Here is a 19,277-nt window from a genome sequence, read left to right on the forward strand (position 1 = left end):
GTCACTGCGTCTGTCCCGCGTAGAAGCGGTCGATGACCTCCTGTGCCTCCTTCTGCCCGGTCTCCAGCGCGGTGGCGACGGGCGTGGCGCCCGACAGCGCCTCGTTCATCCGCTTGGCCAGGGCCTCGGTGTACTCCGACCACACGGCGTTGGTGCCGAGGTCGGTGGCCGCGTCGAGCGACTCGAGGAACGCCTTGCTCTGCTCGGCGGGCAGGGCCGAGGAGGCGACCTGCTTGTTGATCGGGATCGCCTCGCCGAGTTCGGCCCACTTGCGCTGCGGGCCCTCACCGGAGAAGAACATGATCCACTTCCACGCCGCGTCTGCTTGCGCCGCCGAGGCCGCCTTGCTGACCACCCACGAGTTGACGATCGCGACGTTGCCGCGGCCGGCCGGCCCCTTCGGCATCGGCGCGACACCGAAGTCGACGCCCGCGCTCTTCGCGGGCAGGGTGCGGGCGTAGATGCCGTACGACATCGCGACCCGGCCGGTGGCGAACAGCGTGTGGACGACGCCCTTGCCGAGGGCCTCCGTGGTCGCGTAGTCGGGGGCGAACCCGTCCTTGCCCATCGCGGCGAGCATCCAGTCGAGCGCGGCGCTGGACTGCGGGCTGTTGACGACCACCTTGCGGTTGCCTTCGGTGACGATGTCGCCGCCGTACGCCTTGATGATGGGCCACCAGCTCTCGGTGAAGCCCGGCGAGTAGGCGCGGAACCCGTACGTGTCGGGCTTGCCGTCGCCGTTGGTGTCCTTGGTGAGCTTCTTGGCCGCGGCGGCGAAGTCGTCGTAGGTCCAGTCGGCCGTCGGCTCGGCGACCTTGGCCTCGGCGAACATCTTCTTGTTGTAGAACAGCACCGGTGTCTGGGCGCCCTGCGGGAAGCCGTAGATCCGGCCCTTCGCGTCCTTGTTCAGCTCGATGCCGGAGTAGTCGGCGGCGTTGACGGTGCTGACCCTGTCAGTCAGGTCGGCGAGGGCGCCGCGCGCGGCGAACTCCTGCACCAGCACGCCGTCGGACAGCCACACCTGCGGCGCCTGGCCGCCGGCGATCTGGGTTCGCAGCCGCTCGAAGAACTTGACGTACGGCGCGACCTCCAGCTCCACCTTGATCGACGGGTTGGCGGCCGAGAACTCCTTGACAAGTTCCCGCATGGTCGTGTCGGCGGGGTCTCCCGCCGCCGCGTAGAAGCCGAGTCGCAGCGTGACCGCTCCGGAGCCGTCGGCCGAGCCGCCACACGACGTCGTGCCGGCCACCGTGAGCACGACCACCGCGGCGGCGGCGAGCATGCGCACTCTCATTGAGTCCTCCAACAGGAAAAGGGGGGCAGGGGGTGAGGGGATGAAGGTCGGCGTCACATCGGGACGCGGACCTCGACGAGGGTGCCGGAGGCGGCTCCGCAGGAGGCCCGTACGGCCAGGCGAGGCTGCAGCACGACACGGCAGATCGGGGCGACGGGACCGAGCTCGACCCGGCGCAGCAGCAGCTCGGTCGCCATGCGGCCGACTTCTGCCTTGGGCGGGGACACCGCCGTGAGCGGCACCTCGGCCAGGTCGGCGACCTCGTCGTCGTAGGCGACCAGGGCGATGTCGTCGGGGACGGTCAGGCCGACCCGGCGCAGGTAGGGCAGGAGCGCGGTGGCCTCGCGGTCTCCGAGGCACACCACCGCGCGCACCTTCGCGGTGACCAGCGAGTTGGCGTAGGCCAGCATGTCGGGTCCGGTCCAGACGGGCTGCCGGGCCACCGCCTCAGGGATCTCCGGCAGACCCAGGTCGGTGACGGCCTGGCGGTATCCCGCGAAGACCTCCTCGGAGGTGGCGGTGCCGATTCTGCCGAGGTAGCCGATCCGGCTCCGGCCGAGCCCGCTGAGGTGCTGGACCGCCGCGTAGCCGCCGCCTTGCACGTCGGTGCAGACGTAGGACGTGGAGTCGGCCGGGCGGGGGTCGGCCGGCCGGCGTTCCACCAGCACGTACGGCACGGTCAGCTCGCGCAGGCGGGCCAGGTGCGCGGCGGGGTCCGCGGCGAGGTGCAGGTTGGGCACCAGCAGCAGACCCGCGACCCCGACGTCAACGAGCTGCTGGATCTGCGCGAGCTCTACGCCGGGGTCGTAGTTGGAGCACGCGAGCACGAGCTGCACTCCCGCGGCGGTGGCCGCCCGCTCGATCCCCTGGACGACCTGGGGGAAGTAGTAGGTGGTCGACGGGACGAGCGCGCCGATGAGCCGCGGCCTGGCCTCGGTGGTGCCTGAGGGTCTGACGGAGGCGCTCACGAACGTGCCCGACCCCTGCCGGCGCCGGACGAGCCCCTCCTCGACCAGGAGGTCGACCGCGCGGCGCACGGTGTTGACCCCGACCGAGTAGGTCTGTGCCAGTTCGGACTCGGTCGGCAACCTGCCACCGACCGGCCAGCGGCCCTGCACGATCTCCTGCCGCAGGCGTGCCGCGAGAGTGCGGTATCGCCTTCCCTTTGGGAGGGAATTCATTCCGTCCAGTGGCTCCATAACGGGATTCTTCTTGTCATATCGCGGCAATGTCAATGACGAATTCATCGCTAATTCTGCAGAAAACAGGGATGAATTCCTTCCTTTAAATCGCAGCGCAGGGCCGCCTCAGGCGGGAGGTGGCCCTGCGGGCGGCGGGGTCGTCACCACTGGGCTGAGACGTCCCTGTCCCGGTCATAGGCGCTGGCCCAGTAGCGGCCGGGAGCTGTCAGCCGGTGGCCCGCGAATCCGACCTGGCCCGTCGGCTGTACCAAGACCTCGGACGTCGCGGTGGCCCAGCCGTCGGCGTCCGCGGTCACCGTCACGTAGCGCCCCGCGGAGAAGGTGAACCGCCCGCGCACCGTGGCGGCCACCGGCTCACCGGTCTTCTTGTCCACGACGCGCAGCCGCACTCGCGCCGCGCCGCCCTCAAGCTTGACGGCCATCGACTCCACCACCATCGGGCGCAGGTCGGTGCTCCCGGTCGTCACAGAGACGGGATCCGACGCGGGGCCGCGGTGTCCGGCCACGTCCACGGGCACGACCCGGTAGGTGTAGGCGGTGCCGGGCAGCAGCCCGGTGTCGGTGTAGGTCAGGCCGCGCGCCCGGCTGGCGAGGGTGCCGGGTCCGGGAGTGAAGCCCGGCTCCACCGACCGATGCACCTCATAGAAGTCGACCTCGGCGTCGTCGTGGGCCCGCCCGTAGGTCAGGTCCACCGTGGAGTGGTCGAATGCGACGGCCTTCGGCGGCGAGTCGACGCCCGTGGGCGGCCCGGAGTCGGCGGGCGGCGCGGGCCACTTTGCCGAGGGGCCCCAGATCGTGGGCAGTTCCCGATAGGAGTCGTAGTGGTGGAGCGCCACCCCGGCGAAGGCGGGGCTGTCCGAGAACGCCCCGTAGACCTTCGCCAGCTCCGCCTCCATCGCGTCCCTGCCCTGTTCGCGGAAGGTGATGGTGTGCGGGTCTCCGCTGGTCGCGATGTCCAGGGTCTCCACCCCGATCACCACTGAGAGCGGCTTGCCGATGCGCTCGGCGTAGGCGATCTCACCCTCGGCCTGCGCGATGATGCCGGGGCTGCCGTCCGCCTGGTCCCGGTAATCCATGATCGCGATGTAGTCCGTCATGTCCTGGATGTGTTCGGCCATGGTGCGGGTGGTCCCGCCGTACGGGATGTCCGTGCAGCAGGCGGAGGTGTCCAGCCACCGGGGCACGGCGGGGCCGAACAGCAGGGGCTGCCCGGACGCGTCCCGGCGCGCGATCATCGCCCGCAGCGTGTCCAGCCACTGGATCTGCACGTCGGGCTTGGTGCTCCCGAACCAGGGCAGGATGTACGGCTCGATGTCGACGTTGATCCCGTCGAAGCGCTCGGCCGGCGCCGACGAGAGGTTGTAGTCGAGAACCCGTTCCATCTCCCTGACCGCGCGGTCGCGATATCGGGAGAGCGCGCCGAGATAGGGCGGACGCGTCCCGCCGGCCACCGTGGCGTGCACTTTCATCCCCCGGCGATGCGCCCAGGCCACGAGGTCGCGCAGCTCGGAGCGCGCGTCCTCGATCAAGTCGCGCCCGGCGTAGGTGTCCACTCCCAGGTAGATCGTCGAGCCGGGCCTCAGCACGGTCTCCAGCAGGCGGCGCGATCCCGGGTTGAGCACCAGGTTGTAGGAGGCCTTCTCCCAGATCCACATCGCCCGGTCCTGTTGGTGCCGCACCGGGCGTTCCTTCTTCGCCGCGCCGAGCGCCACGTACCGGGTGGCCGACCTGGACACGTTGCCGCGCGCGTCGACCGCCTCCGCCTCCAGGCTGGCCATGACGTCGCCGTACTTCGCCGGATCCACCACCGTCACGTACCGCCCGTTCGCGCCGGAGGCGTTCTTCCATGGGCCGCCGTTGACCCGGACCCGCACCGAATGCACGTCCGCGCCGGTGATGTTCACCCGCACCGTCGCGGGCCTGGTGAGGCTCGCCCCATCCGCGGGCTCGGCGATCGACACCTTCGGCGCCCTGGCGCGCGGGTTGTCCACGCGCAGCGTCAGTGGCCTCGACCACGTTCCGTAGCGCGTCGCCGCATTCGTCGCCTTGGCGTAGATCTCGAGTTCGCCGTCCATCTCGCTGGTGTCCAGGTCATAGGACCAGGTGCCGGAGTCGTCGGCGTCCAGATCGCTCACCCTGGCGCGCTCGATCCGCTCGCCGTTCACCACGATGTTCACGTCGTACGCCCCGGTGAATCGGCCGGCGAGCCGTACGACGCCCTGGGTTGTCTCGGAGGAGTCGATCACCACCGATGACGGCTCATCCGCATGGACGGCGGCCGGTATGGCCGCCGTGCCCGGCAGGGCCAGCACGAGAGCGCCGGCGATCCGCAAGAGCCCTACACGCATGAAGAAGCCACCTCCGCAGGAATGAATTTATGCCGGATTACGAGATATCCAGACAAAGGAATCCGAGAGATGGCGAAACAATAACCCCGAACTAATGACAGAAAAATGGCGGGAATTCATGCCCAGCCCTGCCTGCGCGGAAGCGAAGCCCGTGCCCGAGACGGCCTTGGCGAGGCCGTCGAATGCGCGCGTGCACCAGGTCGGAGGTGGCCAGGTCACGCAGGGCAGGAGCCCTCGGAGTTGCGCGCCCGGCGCCCTCTGAGACAGGACACCCACGCTGGGCACGGTCATCCGCCCTGCGGCGATCGCATCGCTCGAAACAGCCTGTCGCGGCCCTCTGGAAAGTTGGTCCAGAGCCTGCGGTGCCGTCTTGCGCGGCGCTGTCGGCGCAGAGGTGGGTGCTTCGGTGTGGTTGCGCGGCGTCGCACCATGATCACTAGCGGGCGGGGCGAGCACGGGCCTATGGCATGATCACTTCCCATGAGCTGGACAGTGACGATGGCGGGTGTGGTGGGACTGGCGACCGTGCCGGCTCCTGCCCAGACCGCGGCGGCCGTCGATGTGGTCGCGGCGGTGCAGCGGCTGCAGGCCCACAGTCAGTCGGTGAAGGTCGTGCAGCACACCGCGGCTGACTGGCCGTACGATCCCCGGTTCCGCGAGATGCCACGCGGCGCGTGCCGGGGTGGCAGCGGTGACCCCCACCTGACGGGCGTGGCCCGGCTGGGCCGAGGCGGGGTGATCGCCGCCGACGTGACGCGGTCGATGCCGCTCGGTGAGTGCCACCTGCAGCTCCTGCGGGATGACGCCGCGGGTGGTGACCGCCGGGCGGCCGACCTCGCCAAGGTCGGCTCGGCGGCCCACAAGGTACGCGGCGTCGGCGGCGTGCTGTACGGCGCGGGGCCGGCCTACGGCGGGAAGTCGTGGGTGCGGCTGGGCAGCGCGGCCGGTGGCGCGGCACTGTACGGCGACCAGATCATCGACGTCTTCGACCTCGGCACGCTCAAAGCCCTGGTCGCCTCGGCGTCCAGCAGCAAGTCGGGCCCGACCCTCCGCGACGCCGACAACCGGGCCGTCAAGACCTGGGGCTACCGCGGCACGACCACGTTCGGGCAGCTGTTCAAGGTGTCGAAGCCGTTCAATCAGATGCTCGGCGGGCGGCTGAATCCCAAATACAGCCGGATCACCCTGCACTGGGGGATCTCGACCGACCTGTCCGGCAGACCCATCGTCGTGCAGGCGATCTGGCGGCCGGGCGAGGGGTATCCGATGCAGTCGGTGGCGGTGGCCACCCGGTTCAGCTGGAACGTCAATGCCACCGCCATCAAGGCTCCGCGTGCCGGTGGGACGGCGCGGGACCCGTACGGGGACGACGTCGTCGACTTCTTCAGGTCCTGACCGACGGCCTCCTCAGGAGTGATCGAGATCCGGAGCGGTCAGCAGGGCTACACCTGCGTCTCCTCCGACTTCCGTACCCGCACTCTGTGCAAGGCGTTGGAGAGCACGGTCGACGCAGCACTGTGCGCCGGAACGAAGACCCGATGAAACGCCAGGTCAGCTACCAATGACGGCTCCGCTGGGTCATGGCCACCCACGGGATGTTCTCCGGGTACGGCGGTGTAGCACTTCAGACACCTTGCTCAAGATCGGGAGCATCGACGAAGATCAGGAATGATCACGGTGGATGCCGTATACGTAGACGAGGGAGATGGCGTGAAGAACACCGCTCGATTAGGCAACAAGATGCGTATACGTTCAATCGCGTTACGCGTGCTGGCCACCGCGGCGCTGGGGGTCTCGGCAACGCTGGTGCTGCCCGCGGCTGCTGCCCAAGCCGCACCGTCTGGTTGCTGGAGCGGACAGTGGAATAACTATGATGGCTGGCAGGGCAAGTGCGGCACGATTACCTACCCCGGCGTCGACGGGTACCGCGCCGTCGCCTACTGCGCACGGGAAGACGGAAGCCGCCGGACGGTCTATGGCGCTTGGGTGACGAACATCCCATATCCGGTGTCGATCGCGGCATGTCCAGTCAACTGGTTCGCCAGTGGCGGTACCCTCCAGACCGTCTCAGGTCCGTGACCTACGGATAATCGGCTCACACCACCACGACAGCGCGCAATCGGGTTGACACCCGCCGAAGTCTCGTCGTCTCGGCGGGTGCCGCACGCCTCGTGGCCGATGGAGGCGGGGTCTTTGACGGGGTTGATGCCGCGATGGTCCCACAGGTCGGACCCGCACACGCAGGTGGCGAAGGTGCGGGTGATCGCGTCGGTGGGCTTGAGGATCTTCGGCGCGTCACGGTCCTCGACGCGCACGTCTCGGGGGCCGTACAGGATGGCTCCACGCATGGCGGATACTCCCTTGCTCGATTCGGTCGGTTCCGGTCGCGGGGGCCTGCTGCCCCAGGCCGTCCAAGGTCGGGTGGCCGGGGATCTCAGGTGGGGTGGTCGGTGGGAGGGCTGGTGTATTCGGCGTCGGTGACGTGGTCGAGCCAGGTGACCTCATCGCCTTCCCACAGGGCGATGTGGGTCATGAACTGGTCGGGGGCGGCGCCGTGCCAGTGCTCTTCACCGGGCGGAGTCCAGATGACCTGCCCGGGGTGGGCTCGGAGGATCGGGCTGCCCCGGGACTGGATCAGGGCGATCCCCTCCACGATGTACAGGGCCTGGCCCCTGCCGTGGGAGTGCCAGGCAGTGCGGGCACCGGGCGTGAAGTGCACAGCGTTCGCCCGCATCGCGGAGGCGTCGTGGCCTCGGTAGATGACGTCGGCGAAGACGTCGCCGGTGAACCACTCGGCCGGCAGCTTGCCGGTGGCGGGACGCTTCAGCAGCTCCATGATGTTTGTTCCTTTCGCAGGACGGGCCGGTCGGGCGCGAAAGAGATCTTTGGTGACCGTCATGGCGGACATGGCGCGGGGCCAGCCGGCGTAGAAGGCCAGGTGGCTGATCGCTTCGATCAGCTCGGCCTCGGTGACGCCGTTGTCGGTGGCCCGGCCCAGGCCGGAGATCATGCAGCCGGACCGGCGGCAACCCCGCCAGATAGGCCAACCACAAGAACTGGTCGGACACGTGCTGCGGGTGCAGCCGATCCCCATCCGGTTGGGTGAACACAAACCCGGTCTCCTTCCACGCCTCCCCCGCCGCGAGCCGTTCCTCCTGCTGGCGCCGCCTGTGCGCCCGCAAGATCCCGACCGTCTCGGCATCCAGCGCGATGGTACGCATCGAGGCATCGGTCTTGGGCCTGCCCTCGTGAATCTGCCCCGCCAACTGCACCAACTGCCAGGCGATACGCGCGGATCCCTGGTCGAGATCGACGTCCTTCCAACGCAGCCCGCACGCCTCCCCGCGTCGTAGCCCTCGAAGCGTGATCAGCCGATACAAGGCGAACAGCCGATGTCTCCTGGCCTCCTCCAGAAACAGCCGGGTCTGCTCCGGCGTCCACACCATCACCGACGACGGACGCGACACCCGGACATAGGCATCGATCGGATCGACCCTCCGGCCACCGCGCCGCGCCCTCTCCGCCGTGCGATAGTCACGGAACTCACGATGCCATTCCTCGACCCGGTCCCCCGGTCCATACCAGCGCCTTGGGCCGGGCAGTGGCCGGCATCTCCAGCACCGCCGCCGGGTTGAAGTCGGGGGACGGGGGCCGATGGGCTGCGGTCAGCTGACGGCACGCGTTTCATCCGTCACTGAAAACGATCTTTACTTTTAGTTCGACCTCATGTGATGATCACTCCGTTTTGTCGCTTTTATCCTCGAAGGGTCCGAGTGAACACATCACGACCAGCGTCCGGTTTATCCAACCGGACGCGCCGGCGCGCTGCCCTGATCGCGGCTGTGACGTTGCCGCTCTCGATGATGAGCGCGCCCGCGATCGCGCAGAGCCCCACCCCACCCCCCACCCCACCCCCCACGACATCACCCCCGAGCACCCCCGCGACGCCGACCGAAAAAGCGCTGGCGCAGGCCAAGAAGGAGAACCGACGCGTCGAGGTCGAGTCGATGGGCTCGGAGAGCACCACCTTCTACGCCAACCCGGACGGCAAGACGATCCGGATGGAGTCCAGCGCCCAGCCGATCCGGAAGAGGAACGCCGACGGCAAGGGTTTCACGCCGATCGACACCACCCTCGTCAAGGCGGACGGCGCCATCAAGCCCAAGGCCACGCTCGGCGACCTCATTCTGTCCGCGGGCCGGGACAAGACCCTGCTCAAGAGCCAGGCGACCGGCGCCGAGGCAGCGGCGGACGACGCCACGGCGAAGATCAGCACACCCTTGGCACTACCTGAGCCGCAGCTGAAGGGCAATACCGCCACTTACCCCGGCGCCTATGGCAAGGGGCGCGACCTTCGGGTGACCGCGACCGCGACCGGTTTCCGACAGCAGGTCGTCATCACCGAACGGCCCAGCGGTCCGGTCACCTTCAAAATGCCGGTGGCACTGCCCGCTGGGCTCTCCTTCGGCAAGAACGCGCAGGGCAGGCCCGTCATCGTGGGCAAGGACGGCAAGACGCTGACCGAGCTGCGGCCGACGCTCCTGCAGGACGCCACGGCCGCCGACGCCTACGCCCCCATCGACGAAGGCAAGGTCGGCAAAGCCGCGATCAGCCTCGATGACGACGGCAAATCGCTGGTGTTCGCCCCAGATGCCGCGTTCCTGGCCAACCCTGCGGTCACCTATCCCGTGACCATGGCGGCCGTGGCAGCCGACTGGTGGGAGACCCACACCGGCGCCGGCGGCCTGCCCAAGCAGGGCTGGGACACCTTCGTCAACAACGCCGATTACCCGGACAGCTGGGACAACTTCACCCTGGACCGGATCCTGGTCGGCAAGTCCAACAGCGGCACCGTCCGCTGGCGCAGCTACATCAAGTTCCCCGACATGCCCGCCGAGTTCCGCGGCCTCAAGGTACAGAACGCCGACCTGATCCTGTGGAACCACCTGTCCAACGACTGCGGGACCTACATCGGCTCCGGGATCACCACCCGGCAGGTCACGTCGCCCTGGGACGAGGCGACCATGACGTGGAACAGCCAGCCGTCGGTCACCTCAACGGGCCAGATCACCGAGGGCGCCGCCTACAGCCCCAACTGCACCAGCGGAGCCGCGAGCTGGGCGGGCAAGGAATGGGACCTGGTCTACTCGATCGACGAGATCGTCCAGGCATGGTCGGACGGTGCCTCCAACTACGGCGTCCAGCTCACCGCCGGCAGCGAGTCGGACACCACCAACTGGCGCCGCTACCGGACCGACGAGGCAGGCGGCTGTAGGAGCACCCCGCTGGAGGAGTGCAAGGGGCAACTCCACCCGCCCATCCTCACCGTTGACTTCGAAGCGCCTCCACCGCCGGTGCCGAACATTGGATATTGGCTTTATCCCGGAGAGCCCCATCCGACGACAGCGGATGAGATTCGCGCCTTCGCGGACGACCCAGCGAAGGGACGCTCTGCGACTGCTCTTCCAAGCCCTGAAGATGTTTCGTGGGAGAAGGCCTCGGAGCTCAGGATCCGTTCCGGCCAGGACATCTCCACGTCGGCAGAGGATCTTCTGAACGGTCCTGCGCCTGTCGATGAACCACAGCCTGATGCAGCTCCGCCAGGCGTCGTGACAACATCGCCCGCCAGAGATGCAACCAACACGGCGACCAAGCTTGATGTCTGGGCTGTGTTGAGCGAAGACGTATCGAAGGCGGAGATAACCCTCAAGGACTCCGCGGGAAACGCTGTCCTCGGAAGCAAGATTACCGGCCAGGCTGCGGATTTCGTTGGATTCACTCCAGCAACGTCCTTGACGCCGGGGTCGGTTTACGTTGCCCAGCTGAGTGGGGTCGAGGATGCGGCGGGCAACGCGATGCCCTCGTACTCCTGGTCGTTCACGACTGACGGCACGCCACCGGCGGTATCTTCGGTGAGCCCGGTGGCCGCGGCCACCGATGTTCCAGTCACCACCCCGGTCACAGTGACATTCAGCGAAGTGGTCACTGACGCTCAGTTCACGATGAAGGACTCCGGCGGAGCTGCGATTGCTGGATCATCGGTGATGGATACCACCGACCGAGTGCTCACCTTCACTCCTGAACAGCCGTTCGCTGAGGCTTCCACCTACACCGCCGAGGTGGCCAGCGCGAAGGACCTCGCGGGCAACTCCCTGGCCGTGCCGTACAACTGGTCGTTCACCACGGGTGCGAAACCACCGAGCGGGCTCGTGGCGGCGTACGGCATGGATGAGGGTGTCGGGACGAGCGTGAGCGACTCCTCTGGCCACAACAACACCGGAACAGCCACTGCCACCTCGTGGCAGAACGGAAAGTACGGCAAAGCGCTGCTGTTCAACGGCACCTCCAGCTGGGTGACCGCCCAGGACGCCGCCTCGCTGCGTTTGGAGAGCGGGATGACGCTGTCGGCCTGGGTCAACCCGGCCTCGGTGGCCAACTGGAGCCCCGTGGTGGGCAAGGAGCTGAGCGAGGGAGGCGTCTCGTACACCCTGTACGCCGCCAACGGCGACTCGGTCCCCTCTGGTTGGGCGCAGCCTGAGCCGGAGGCCGTCTCGTCCGTAGCCGGTACCTCCCCGTTGCCGGTCAACACCTGGAGCCACTTGGCGCTCACCTACGACGGCACGTACCTGCGGTTGTTCGTCAACGGCCAGCAGGTCAACCAGATTCCGTTCAGCGACAACCTGTATGACGACGGCAGCCCGCTGCGCATCGGCGGCAACCAGATATGGGGCGAGTACTTCAGCGGACTGATCGACGAGGTGCGCATCTACAACCGCGCGCAGACCACCACCGAGATCCAGACCGACATGACCACCCCGATCGGCAGGACGCCGTCGCCGGACACCCAGGCACCGAACGCGCCCGGCTCGCTCGCCGCGACCGGCGGCCCCGGCAACGCGCAGCTCACCTGGACGGCCTCGACCGACAACGTGGGCGTGACCGCCTACACCGTCCACCGCTCCACCACGCCGGCCTTCACCCCGTCGGCCGCGAACCAGGTCGGCTCGTCGCCGGCCACCACGTTCACCGACGCGGGCCTGGCGGCGGGGACGTACTACTACCGGGTCCGAGCCGCCGACGCGGCCGGCAACCTCAGCCCGTCCTCCAACGAGGCCTCGGCCACCGTCACCGCCCCGCCGGCGACCCCGGGCCTGGTGGCCGCGTACGGCATGGACGAGGGCACGGGCACCACCGTCGGCGACTCCTCCGGACAGCACAACACCGGAGCCGCCACCGACACCACCTGGGCCAGCGGCAAGCACGGCAAGGCCCTGTCCTTCAACGGCACCTCCAGCTGGGTCACCGTCCCGCATGCCCAGTCGCTGCGCTTGACGAACACACTGACATTCTCGGCGTGGGTCCAGCCGGCCACAGTGGCCGGCTACCGCACCGTACTGTCGAAAGAGAACACCAACGGCCACTCCTACGGCCTGTACGCCTCCTACGGCGGCGAACCCTTGGGCTGGCTGGAGAACGCCACCACCTCCAAGTCAGTGGTGGGCGACGATCCGCTGCCACTCAACCAATGGAGCCACCTGGCCGTCACCTACAACGGCACCATCGTCACCCTGTACCTCAACGGTACCCAGATCGACCAGACACCGATGACCGGCAACCTCGCCGACAACGGCGGTGCGCTACGCCTCGGCGGCAACAGTATCTGGTTGGACGAGTTCTACAGCGGCCTGATCGACGACGTGCGCATCTACAACCGCGTCCAGACCGCGTCCGAAATCCAAACCGACATGAACACCCCCGTCGGCGCCGCGGCGACCAGCACAGTGGCAAGGCTGAACACGGCTACCGCAGACCACGCCGGGATCGCGAAGCTGACGGTCGACGACAGCCGCACCATGGACGGCGTCACCGTCGCCTCCACCCTCACCCCCCGCCTGACCACCTGGCTGCCCGCCCAGCGCGACGGCGAGGCGAAAGTGGAGATGGAAATCTCCCGCATCCCCGCCAAGGCCAGCAAGTCCGGCAAGTCCGGCAAGACGGACGAGACCGCCGAGGGCAAGCAACTGGTCTGGTCAGGTCAGGCCACCGCCAAGCGCGCCGACTCCCGCGTGACGCTGCAGGTTCCCGGTGGGCGGCTGGGAGACGGCGATTTGGTGAGGTGGCGCGCCCGCGCGACCGCCCCTGGCGCCAACGGCGCCTGGACTGGTTGGCACACCATCAGCGTGAGGATCACTGCAGCCACCCCTGCTGATACTCGCCCGGCCCAGCGTGAATCCGACAACACCGTCGTCCAGAGCGCGCCAGCCGCGGACGACCCGATCCCCATCTATGAATTCGATCGTATAACCCCCGACGACTGCAAGAAAGAAATCGCCAAAGCCGGTCGTCCGGAGGGCTGGATCAAAAACCACTATTCCTGGTGCTCCATCGGCGACGTTACGGCGATAGACACCTCCACCCCTAGCTGCCGCATCACCTACTGCCAGGCGAAGGGGAAGGTGATGACCATTGTCCAGACCTTCCACGGCAAGGGCAGCCTGGGCGCGGATGAAGCAAAGGGCGCCACATCACGAGACATCGTGGTTGACGTCTATTACCTGGATAATAAGCTCGACGACATCTATAACGTAGGCATCGGTTCGCGCCAAATGACGATCGGCGTGAATCCGGTGGGCACTCGATGCCAGCACGTAACCGAATTCGGGGGTAGCCCGAACGTCAATTATCGCACCAAGTCGATAAATAGCTGGGACGGCAGTACTGCGCGGTTCCGGCTACGCTGCCCCAAGGAAAAGGCGGATCCAAAGCGGACGCTTATCTGGGAAGTGCACGACAACGGAACTCCCGCAAAGACGGAAGAGAAGGAAAACGTGGAGGCCGTGACGATTGACGGTTTCCGAACGTATGTGAACTGGCCGACCTGGCCGGGCATCCAAGGCTATTACTCGCTCTCAGGGAAGCCGCTCGAGGATCGCACCATTGTTCGATGCGACAGCGCCAGCTACATCGCCGGCGATGGTGGCTGCATCTTCGACAGTGCCATCCCCTCGATCGTGTTCAGCACCGGTTCAGGCTATGACGCTGCATACGAGCATTACTGGAAGGCCTGCAACGACCCCAACGACACCTACGAGAAGCCTCTCGGCTACGTCGGTCCCGGAGGAGGTGCGGGAAAGACCATCATCCAGGGATGCGGCGGCGAGGACAAGAGCAGGGCATGGCTCCACAGACTGTCGGGCGACCTCGCCGACGCCTATCGTAGAAAGTATACGCGGCCGAAGTGCATAGAGATCTGGGGAGTTAACTACACGCAGAACCAAACCCGTCAATGCGATGAATATCCCTTCGCCTCCACATATGAGCGATGGGAATGGTCCTCGCTCTGGGACGGCGACAAGCCGGCCAATCCCAATAAGTTCTCTGTCTGCCCCATAGCGAACGACGACAACAAAAAGGCCGGTGACGCGCTCGACAAGAGATTCTATCTTCGAGACCGGATCCTGCATGGCGATCCATTCTTCGTCCGGTTCAAGACCAAGATCGACGTGCGACCGATCGAACAGCTTTGCGGAAATCCCACCAAGGAATACCAAGATTGGGATGATCGCAGACGGTAAAGCATCGGGCGACGCCTTCTAGTGTCAAGCGATAAGCACACCCTGTTTGAGCCGGCCCGGGTGCCGAAACGGAAGCTTCAGCGCTCCCGGGCCGGCTCGGCGTGAACCATCTTCCCGATCGACTTATCGAGGAGTAGTATCAGGCACCATGTACGATCTTGCTGCGACAAACTACTACCTGCGCTTGCTGCGTTCCAGCTCTGCTCAGTGGCTATCCGATCGAATGTGGTGGATCTCCGTCACGCCAAAAGCTCAACAATCGATTGAGATCGACGATATCCACGAAGTCCTCACGGGTGGGACTCCGCCAGAGGTTCGCCAAGAAGACGGATACGAACTTCCGATAACGCTGCACTGTCCGGTAGTGGCATTCTTTGTCCATCGGTCCGCAGGAGACGGGACGGTATCGATCCTCAACCTGTCCTCTGAATCCGCCTCCTTGAGAGACTATTGCCGCGCTCTGAGCAGTGGTGCGTCGGCGCTGGGAATCGAGTGGGGCGGCAGAACTTGGGAGGCCATTGCGTATGCCGAGGACGGGGATATCGTCGCGTACTTCCCCGAAGGTTTCTCGCGCGAGCTCGCCGGCGGAACCAATCCGGAAGCGCTCAGCCAAGAGCTGCAATTCATCCACCAATTTTCCGAGGACAGTCCTGCTGGCGTTCTCGCACAGAAGGCGGCGGCGCTGGCGATCCTGGAAGCCCGGTCAGGGCTCCGCATCACCGAAGAGTGGCTGAATTCAACCCACGAGGTCGTCTACGTCGACGTTCCGGTCGGCGTCGGCGATTCGGCACACGGTGATGCCATCGCTTCACCGCAGACTATTCCGAATCCACCGGATACGTGGCCGCACAGCAAGAAGACTGAAATTCTCTTCCGGATTATCGACCTGCTTGTCGCGAAATTCGGCTTTGAATGGCCGGAGATTGCAGAGGCCCGTAGCGCTTACGGCTCGGGGCATGTCCCCAGGGAGACGCTCCACACAGAGGTCATGGACCGCACACTTCGCCTCGGTCGCGATTGGCTCCAGGCTACCAATGAATATGAATCGTCCGCTGCGAACTCTGGGCTCATGAGGTTGCGATGGAGGGCTGGGATTGCCATCCGAGTCGCGCTTAGAGAGATCGAACAGAGCAACCCCAAACTGTCCTCGCTTCAGCTTGCCAAAGAAGCTCTTGGGACGGAGTGGCCGACCGTTCAGCGACATATCCTCAACCTCTGATCTACTTTCTGAGAGTAAGCCGCCAGGGCTTTTAACGGCTGGCTGACGCGGGGTTGAGGATGGCTCTGAGCCAGAACTCCCCGCTACCTGGCGCTTGCGCCTGCCGGAAATTCCATCCATGCAGGTCAAGCCATATGTGAATACTCGTGGAGGACGCTGCCGAGCCGGTCTCGTCGGCGGATACTCAGGTCGATGATTCGTTCTGGGGGCCAGGATCGAATCCGGGACGGGACGCAGCGGGACGGCTTCGTTGAGGGCTTGATGGGCTCGGTGCTGGTGATAGAAGTGTTCGTGGTGCCGCTTGGGCCAGGGCCTGATGGGCTCGGTGCTGGTAGTAGAACTTTTCGTACTCGCGCAGGGCGTGCCGTAGGTGGCGTTCGTTCCAGATCAGGCAGCGGTCGAGAAGCTCTCGGCGGCACGACTGCACCCATCGTTCCATGACCGCGTTCATGCGCGGCATCCGGATACCGGTGAGCACGGTCTGGACGCCGGCGTCGGACAGGACCTCATCCATGAGGGCCGGGAACTTCGCATCCCGGTCCCGGATCAGGTAGCGCGCCCGGCAGCCCGCCTCGTCCAGATCCATCACGAGATTCTTGATCGCCTGGATGACCCAGCTCGCGGTCGGGTGCGCGGTGGTGCCCAGCACGCGCACGCGCCTGCTGGCGTGCTCGATGACTGCCAGGATGTACTGGCGCTGCCCATCGAGGGTGAGGTCTCGATGAAATCGCAGGCCAACAGGGCGTCGGCCTGCGAGCGCAGGAAGTCGGCCCACGTGGTGGACGCCCTCTCGGGCGCCGGATCAAGACCTTCCTGCTTGAGGATCTCCCAGACCGTCGACGCAGCGACCTTGATGCCGAGTGCGGTGAGCTCGCCGTACACTCGCCGATATCCCCACGATGGATTCTCGCGAACCAGTCGCAGGATGAGGACGCGGATGGAGCGGACCGTGGGCGGGCGACCTCGCCTGTTCGGCTGGCAGGTACGGGCGTGACGCCGTTTCAACAGATCGCGGTGCCAGCGCAAGACGGTATCCGGCCGGACGAGCAGCCGTACCCGGCGCAGGATGTCGCGTGGCAGCGACGTCAGGAGGGCGGCGAGAAAGGCTCGATCCTCGGGAGCGAACCTCACCCAGGTGTCGTCGCCGAGTTGCCGTTCAAGCACGGTGATCTGATGGCGCAGGGCGAGGATCTCGATGCCCTTGTCCCGATCACCCATCGGCAGCAACCTCAGCGCGGCGAAAGCGACGTGACGGCCAGATAGGCCAGGCGAAGGAGCACGACCGGTCATCCTGCCGCACTGACTCCTCTTCAGGAATTGAAGCCTGCCTACCAGAGAAGCCCTGCAAGGCCGTGACCTGGACGGATGGAATTATCGGCAGGCGCAGGGCCCGGCCCAACGCGGAGAAGCGGTGCGCCACACCAGCGAGTTGCCGGTGACCAGCGCCGACATCAGGGAGTAGTACTGCTCTATTCCTGGCATGACACGTAAGGGTCCTGTGGTCCGCGTACGGCCTTGATCGAGAAAATGTCGAGCATACGGATTCGCGGCCGGTCGTCTTCGCCTGCCGGTCAGGACCGGCCGGCTGAGGTCCTCGGATAGGGTCCACGGGTGAACGACGCCCCCATCATCCTGCTCGGCGGCGCTTCGGGGACCGGCAAGAGCCGGGTGTCCTATCCCCTGGCGCGCCGCCTGGCCTCACCTATCGTCGAGATCGACGACATCGTCGAGGCGCTGCAGGCCATGACCACGCCGGAGCAGCTGCCCGCGCTGCACTATTGGCGGGCCAACCCCGAGGCCGTCCACCTGCCTCACGAGCGGATCGTGGAGATGCAGATCTCCGTGGCGCGGGCGCTCGTCCCCGCGGTGCGGGCGGTGGTCGCCAACCATCTCGAGACCATGACGCCGGTGGTCGTCGAGGGCGACTACCTGTTGCCGTCCACGGCCGCAGAGCTGGACGGCGTGCGCGCGGTCTTCCTGCACGAGGGCGACGAGGAGCAGATCGCCGAGAACTACCGGCTTCGCGAACCCTCGGCAGGGGCGCAGCACGGGCGGGCCGTGGTGAGCCGCCTGTACGGCGACTGGCTGGCGTCGCAGGCCCAAGCGGCTGGAGTGCCGGTCGTTCCCGCCCGCCCCTGGGACGACGTGCTCGAACGGGTGGCACGGGCGCTCAACCTCGCGCCGCCCGCCGTCTGATCCTGCCGCCGGGCTTGTGGACCGGCACGCGGCGCGCCGATCGGTTCACCTGTGCGTCCAGCGGAAGAGGGTAACGCCTTCGGCGGTGAGCCAGGTGCCGTCCCCGAGCGGGTATGCAGATTCGTGCGCGGGCATCGGGTAGCGTACCTCCCCGCTGAGAGTGTCGATCAGGACGTGCCTGGCGTCCTGCGGCGTTTCGGTGTAGAGCGTCGCGGTGGCGATCACGGTCGCGACACGGGCCGCGATGTCGGAGATGTCGCCCAAGGCGTCGAGCTGCTCGTCGGTCAGCAGGTCGATCAGGTGTCAGCGCACGGATTCGACATGGAGAGGGGCGGCCTCTTGGATGGCGCGCCAGCCGCCCTCGCTCAGGACGATGACCGCGCCCCTGCCGTCCGTCGCGTGCACTCCTCCCTGGACACCAGGCCGCGCTCCTCCATCCGGCTGATGTGCCTGGACAGGCGGCTCTTGGACCACAGCACGCGATCGGCCAGTTCCTGCAGCCTCCAGCGCCTGTCCTCCCTGGCGGTCAGTGCGGACAGGACGTCGTGGTGGGGCGCAGGAAACCCTCTCCGACCTTGCCCGTCGCATCCTAGGTACAGCTCACCGTCGCAGGATGAAGGAGGATGGCGGCGACGCCGACCGGGCACGATCAGCGGCATGATGATCAGCGATGACAGGAATGCCGCGCTGCGCCTGGCGCAGCAAGCCCATGAGGTCGGCCGTGCATCTGGACGCCAGCTCTGGCGAGAGGTGCTGCTGTGGAGTGGATCAGCCGCGGGCGACTCGGCCGGAGGGCAGGCTGGCCCGCCATCCCGCACTTAGGTACTGTCCAGCCCGGCCTGGTAGATGGCCAGCACCTGGCTCGCGTCGGCCTCGCGCATCGGGCGGACCTCCAAGCCGGGGCCGATCGCGGGCTTGACCGCTTGAACGATGGCCGAGCGGACCCCGTCGCCGTGATCAGCCGTGAGAGTTACCGTGGTGCCGACGAAGCCGGTCGTGCGCAGCAGGTCGCGGTACTCGGCCACCTTCAGGGAGCCGGCGACGCAGCCCACCCGCTGCTCGGCCGCGGCGCGCCGTGTCGGGTCGAGTGCGCTTTCGGTCACCATGTCGCTGATTCCCAGCCGTCCGCCCGGGCGTAGGACGCGGAAGGCCTCGGCCAGCACGGCCGCCTTGTCGTCGGACAGGTTGATTACGCAGTTGGAGATGACGACGTCCACCGACTGGTCCGATAGCGGGATGGCCTCGATGGTGCCGTGCAGGAACTCGATGTTGGTTGCGCCGGCCTCCGCCGCGTTGCGCCTGGCCAGCTCGATCATGTCGCCGCTGGCGTCCAGGCCGTGGGCCTTGCCGCGCGTCGAAAACGACTCCTCCCCCTGGCTGGAACGTCCCCCCGGGATGGGAGCCCCCAACGATTGGGACGGCCCACCGCCGGACTGGCCCGAC

14 protein-coding genes and 1 pseudogene are annotated in these 19,277 nt (G+C 66.7%); 6 read left to right on the forward strand and 9 right to left on the reverse strand.

Translation table 11 applies throughout. From position 1 onward, the window contains the following. Window position 1 precedes the first annotated feature (1 nt). The 3 genes from ACWENQ_RS15690 to ACWENQ_RS15700 form a co-directional block, all read right to left on the reverse strand. Window positions 2–1,294 carry an ABC transporter substrate-binding protein gene (locus ACWENQ_RS15690; RefSeq protein ID WP_449919308.1) on the reverse strand — a complete coding sequence of 431 codons (1,293 nt, stop codon included), beginning with the start codon at window positions 1,292–1,294 and terminating at the stop codon, window positions 2–4. 53 nt (window positions 1,295–1,347) lie between these two features. Next, window positions 1,348–2,475, reverse strand: coding sequence for a GntR family transcriptional regulator (locus ACWENQ_RS15695; protein ID WP_449919306.1), 1,128 nt, complete (start codon window positions 2,473–2,475; stop codon window positions 1,348–1,350). Window positions 2,476–2,636: 161 nt separating this feature from the next. Next, complete coding sequence (locus tag ACWENQ_RS15700) at window positions 2,637–4,844, reverse strand: Ig-like domain-containing protein (RefSeq protein ID WP_452414690.1); 2,208 nt, start codon at window positions 4,842–4,844, stop codon at window positions 2,637–2,639. Window positions 4,845–5,324: 480 nt separating this feature from the next. Here ACWENQ_RS15700 and ACWENQ_RS15705 point away from each other — a divergent pair, with 480 nt between their 5' ends. Together ACWENQ_RS15705 and ACWENQ_RS15710 are read left to right on the forward strand one after the other, a co-directional pair. Further along, window positions 5,325–6,239 carry a hypothetical protein gene (locus ACWENQ_RS15705; RefSeq protein ID WP_452414691.1) on the forward strand — a complete coding sequence of 305 codons (915 nt, stop codon included), beginning with the start codon at window positions 5,325–5,327 and terminating at the stop codon, window positions 6,237–6,239. Between the two features lie 273 nt (window positions 6,240–6,512). Continuing rightward, window positions 6,513–6,923, forward strand: coding sequence for a hypothetical protein (locus tag ACWENQ_RS15710; protein ID WP_449919301.1), 411 nt, complete (start codon window positions 6,513–6,515; stop codon window positions 6,921–6,923). Between the two features lie 355 nt (window positions 6,924–7,278). On the opposite strand, the gene ACWENQ_RS15715 is transcribed toward ACWENQ_RS15710, so the two are convergent. Continuing rightward, entirely contained in the window at window positions 7,279–7,854 is a 576-nt protein-coding gene (locus tag ACWENQ_RS15715) for a (R)-mandelonitrile lyase (protein WP_452414693.1), read from the reverse strand. A 49-nt stretch (window positions 7,855–7,903) separates the two neighbouring features. Next, a pseudogene (locus ACWENQ_RS15720) lies at window positions 7,904–8,290 on the reverse strand (tyrosine-type recombinase/integrase); the annotation flags it as partial. Window positions 8,291–8,686: 396 nt separating this feature from the next. Between ACWENQ_RS15720 and ACWENQ_RS15725 the strand changes: the two are divergent. Then, window positions 8,687–14,419, forward strand: a complete 5,733-nt coding sequence (locus ACWENQ_RS15725; protein WP_452414695.1) for a LamG-like jellyroll fold domain-containing protein — start codon at window positions 8,687–8,689, stop codon at window positions 14,417–14,419. Between the two features lie 148 nt (window positions 14,420–14,567). After that, window positions 14,568–15,638, forward strand: coding sequence for a hypothetical protein (locus ACWENQ_RS15730; RefSeq protein ID WP_452414697.1), 1,071 nt, complete (start codon window positions 14,568–14,570; stop codon window positions 15,636–15,638). 184 nt (window positions 15,639–15,822) lie between these two features. Here ACWENQ_RS15730 and ACWENQ_RS15735 read toward each other — a convergent pair whose 3' ends face one another. Further along, entirely contained in the window at window positions 15,823–16,413 is a 591-nt protein-coding gene (locus ACWENQ_RS15735; RefSeq protein ID WP_452414698.1) for an integrase core domain-containing protein, read from the reverse strand. 215 nt (window positions 16,414–16,628) lie between these two features. On the opposite strand from ACWENQ_RS15735, the gene ACWENQ_RS15740 reads away from it, so the two are divergent. After that, window positions 16,629–16,901: a hypothetical protein gene (locus ACWENQ_RS15740; protein ID WP_452414700.1), complete on the forward strand. Its 273-nt coding sequence runs from the start codon at window positions 16,629–16,631 to the stop codon at window positions 16,899–16,901. A 348-nt stretch (window positions 16,902–17,249) separates the two neighbouring features. Next, entirely contained in the window at window positions 17,250–17,834 is a 585-nt protein-coding gene (locus ACWENQ_RS15745) for a hypothetical protein (RefSeq protein ID WP_452414702.1), read from the forward strand. 45 nt (window positions 17,835–17,879) lie between these two features. Here ACWENQ_RS15745 and ACWENQ_RS15750 read toward each other — a convergent pair whose 3' ends face one another. The 3 genes from ACWENQ_RS15750 to ACWENQ_RS15760 all read right to left on the reverse strand — a co-directional run bounded on the left by ACWENQ_RS15750 (window position 17,880) and on the right by ACWENQ_RS15760 (window position 19,150). Then, on the reverse strand, window positions 17,880–18,098 hold the full coding sequence (locus ACWENQ_RS15750) for a hypothetical protein (RefSeq protein WP_449919287.1): 219 nt from the start codon (window positions 18,096–18,098) through the stop codon (window positions 17,880–17,882). Window positions 18,099–18,199: 101 nt separating this feature from the next. Beyond that, window positions 18,200–18,493 carry a helix-turn-helix transcriptional regulator gene (locus ACWENQ_RS15755; protein WP_449919284.1) on the reverse strand — a complete coding sequence of 98 codons (294 nt, stop codon included), beginning with the start codon at window positions 18,491–18,493 and terminating at the stop codon, window positions 18,200–18,202. A gap of 159 nt (window positions 18,494–18,652) precedes the next feature. Then, window positions 18,653–19,150: a methyltransferase domain-containing protein gene (locus ACWENQ_RS15760; RefSeq protein WP_452414704.1), complete on the reverse strand. Its 498-nt coding sequence runs from the start codon at window positions 19,148–19,150 to the stop codon at window positions 18,653–18,655. Window positions 19,151–19,277: the final 127 nt, after the last annotated feature.

The sequence above is a fragment of the Nonomuraea sp. NPDC004354 genome, from assembly GCF_053602555.1.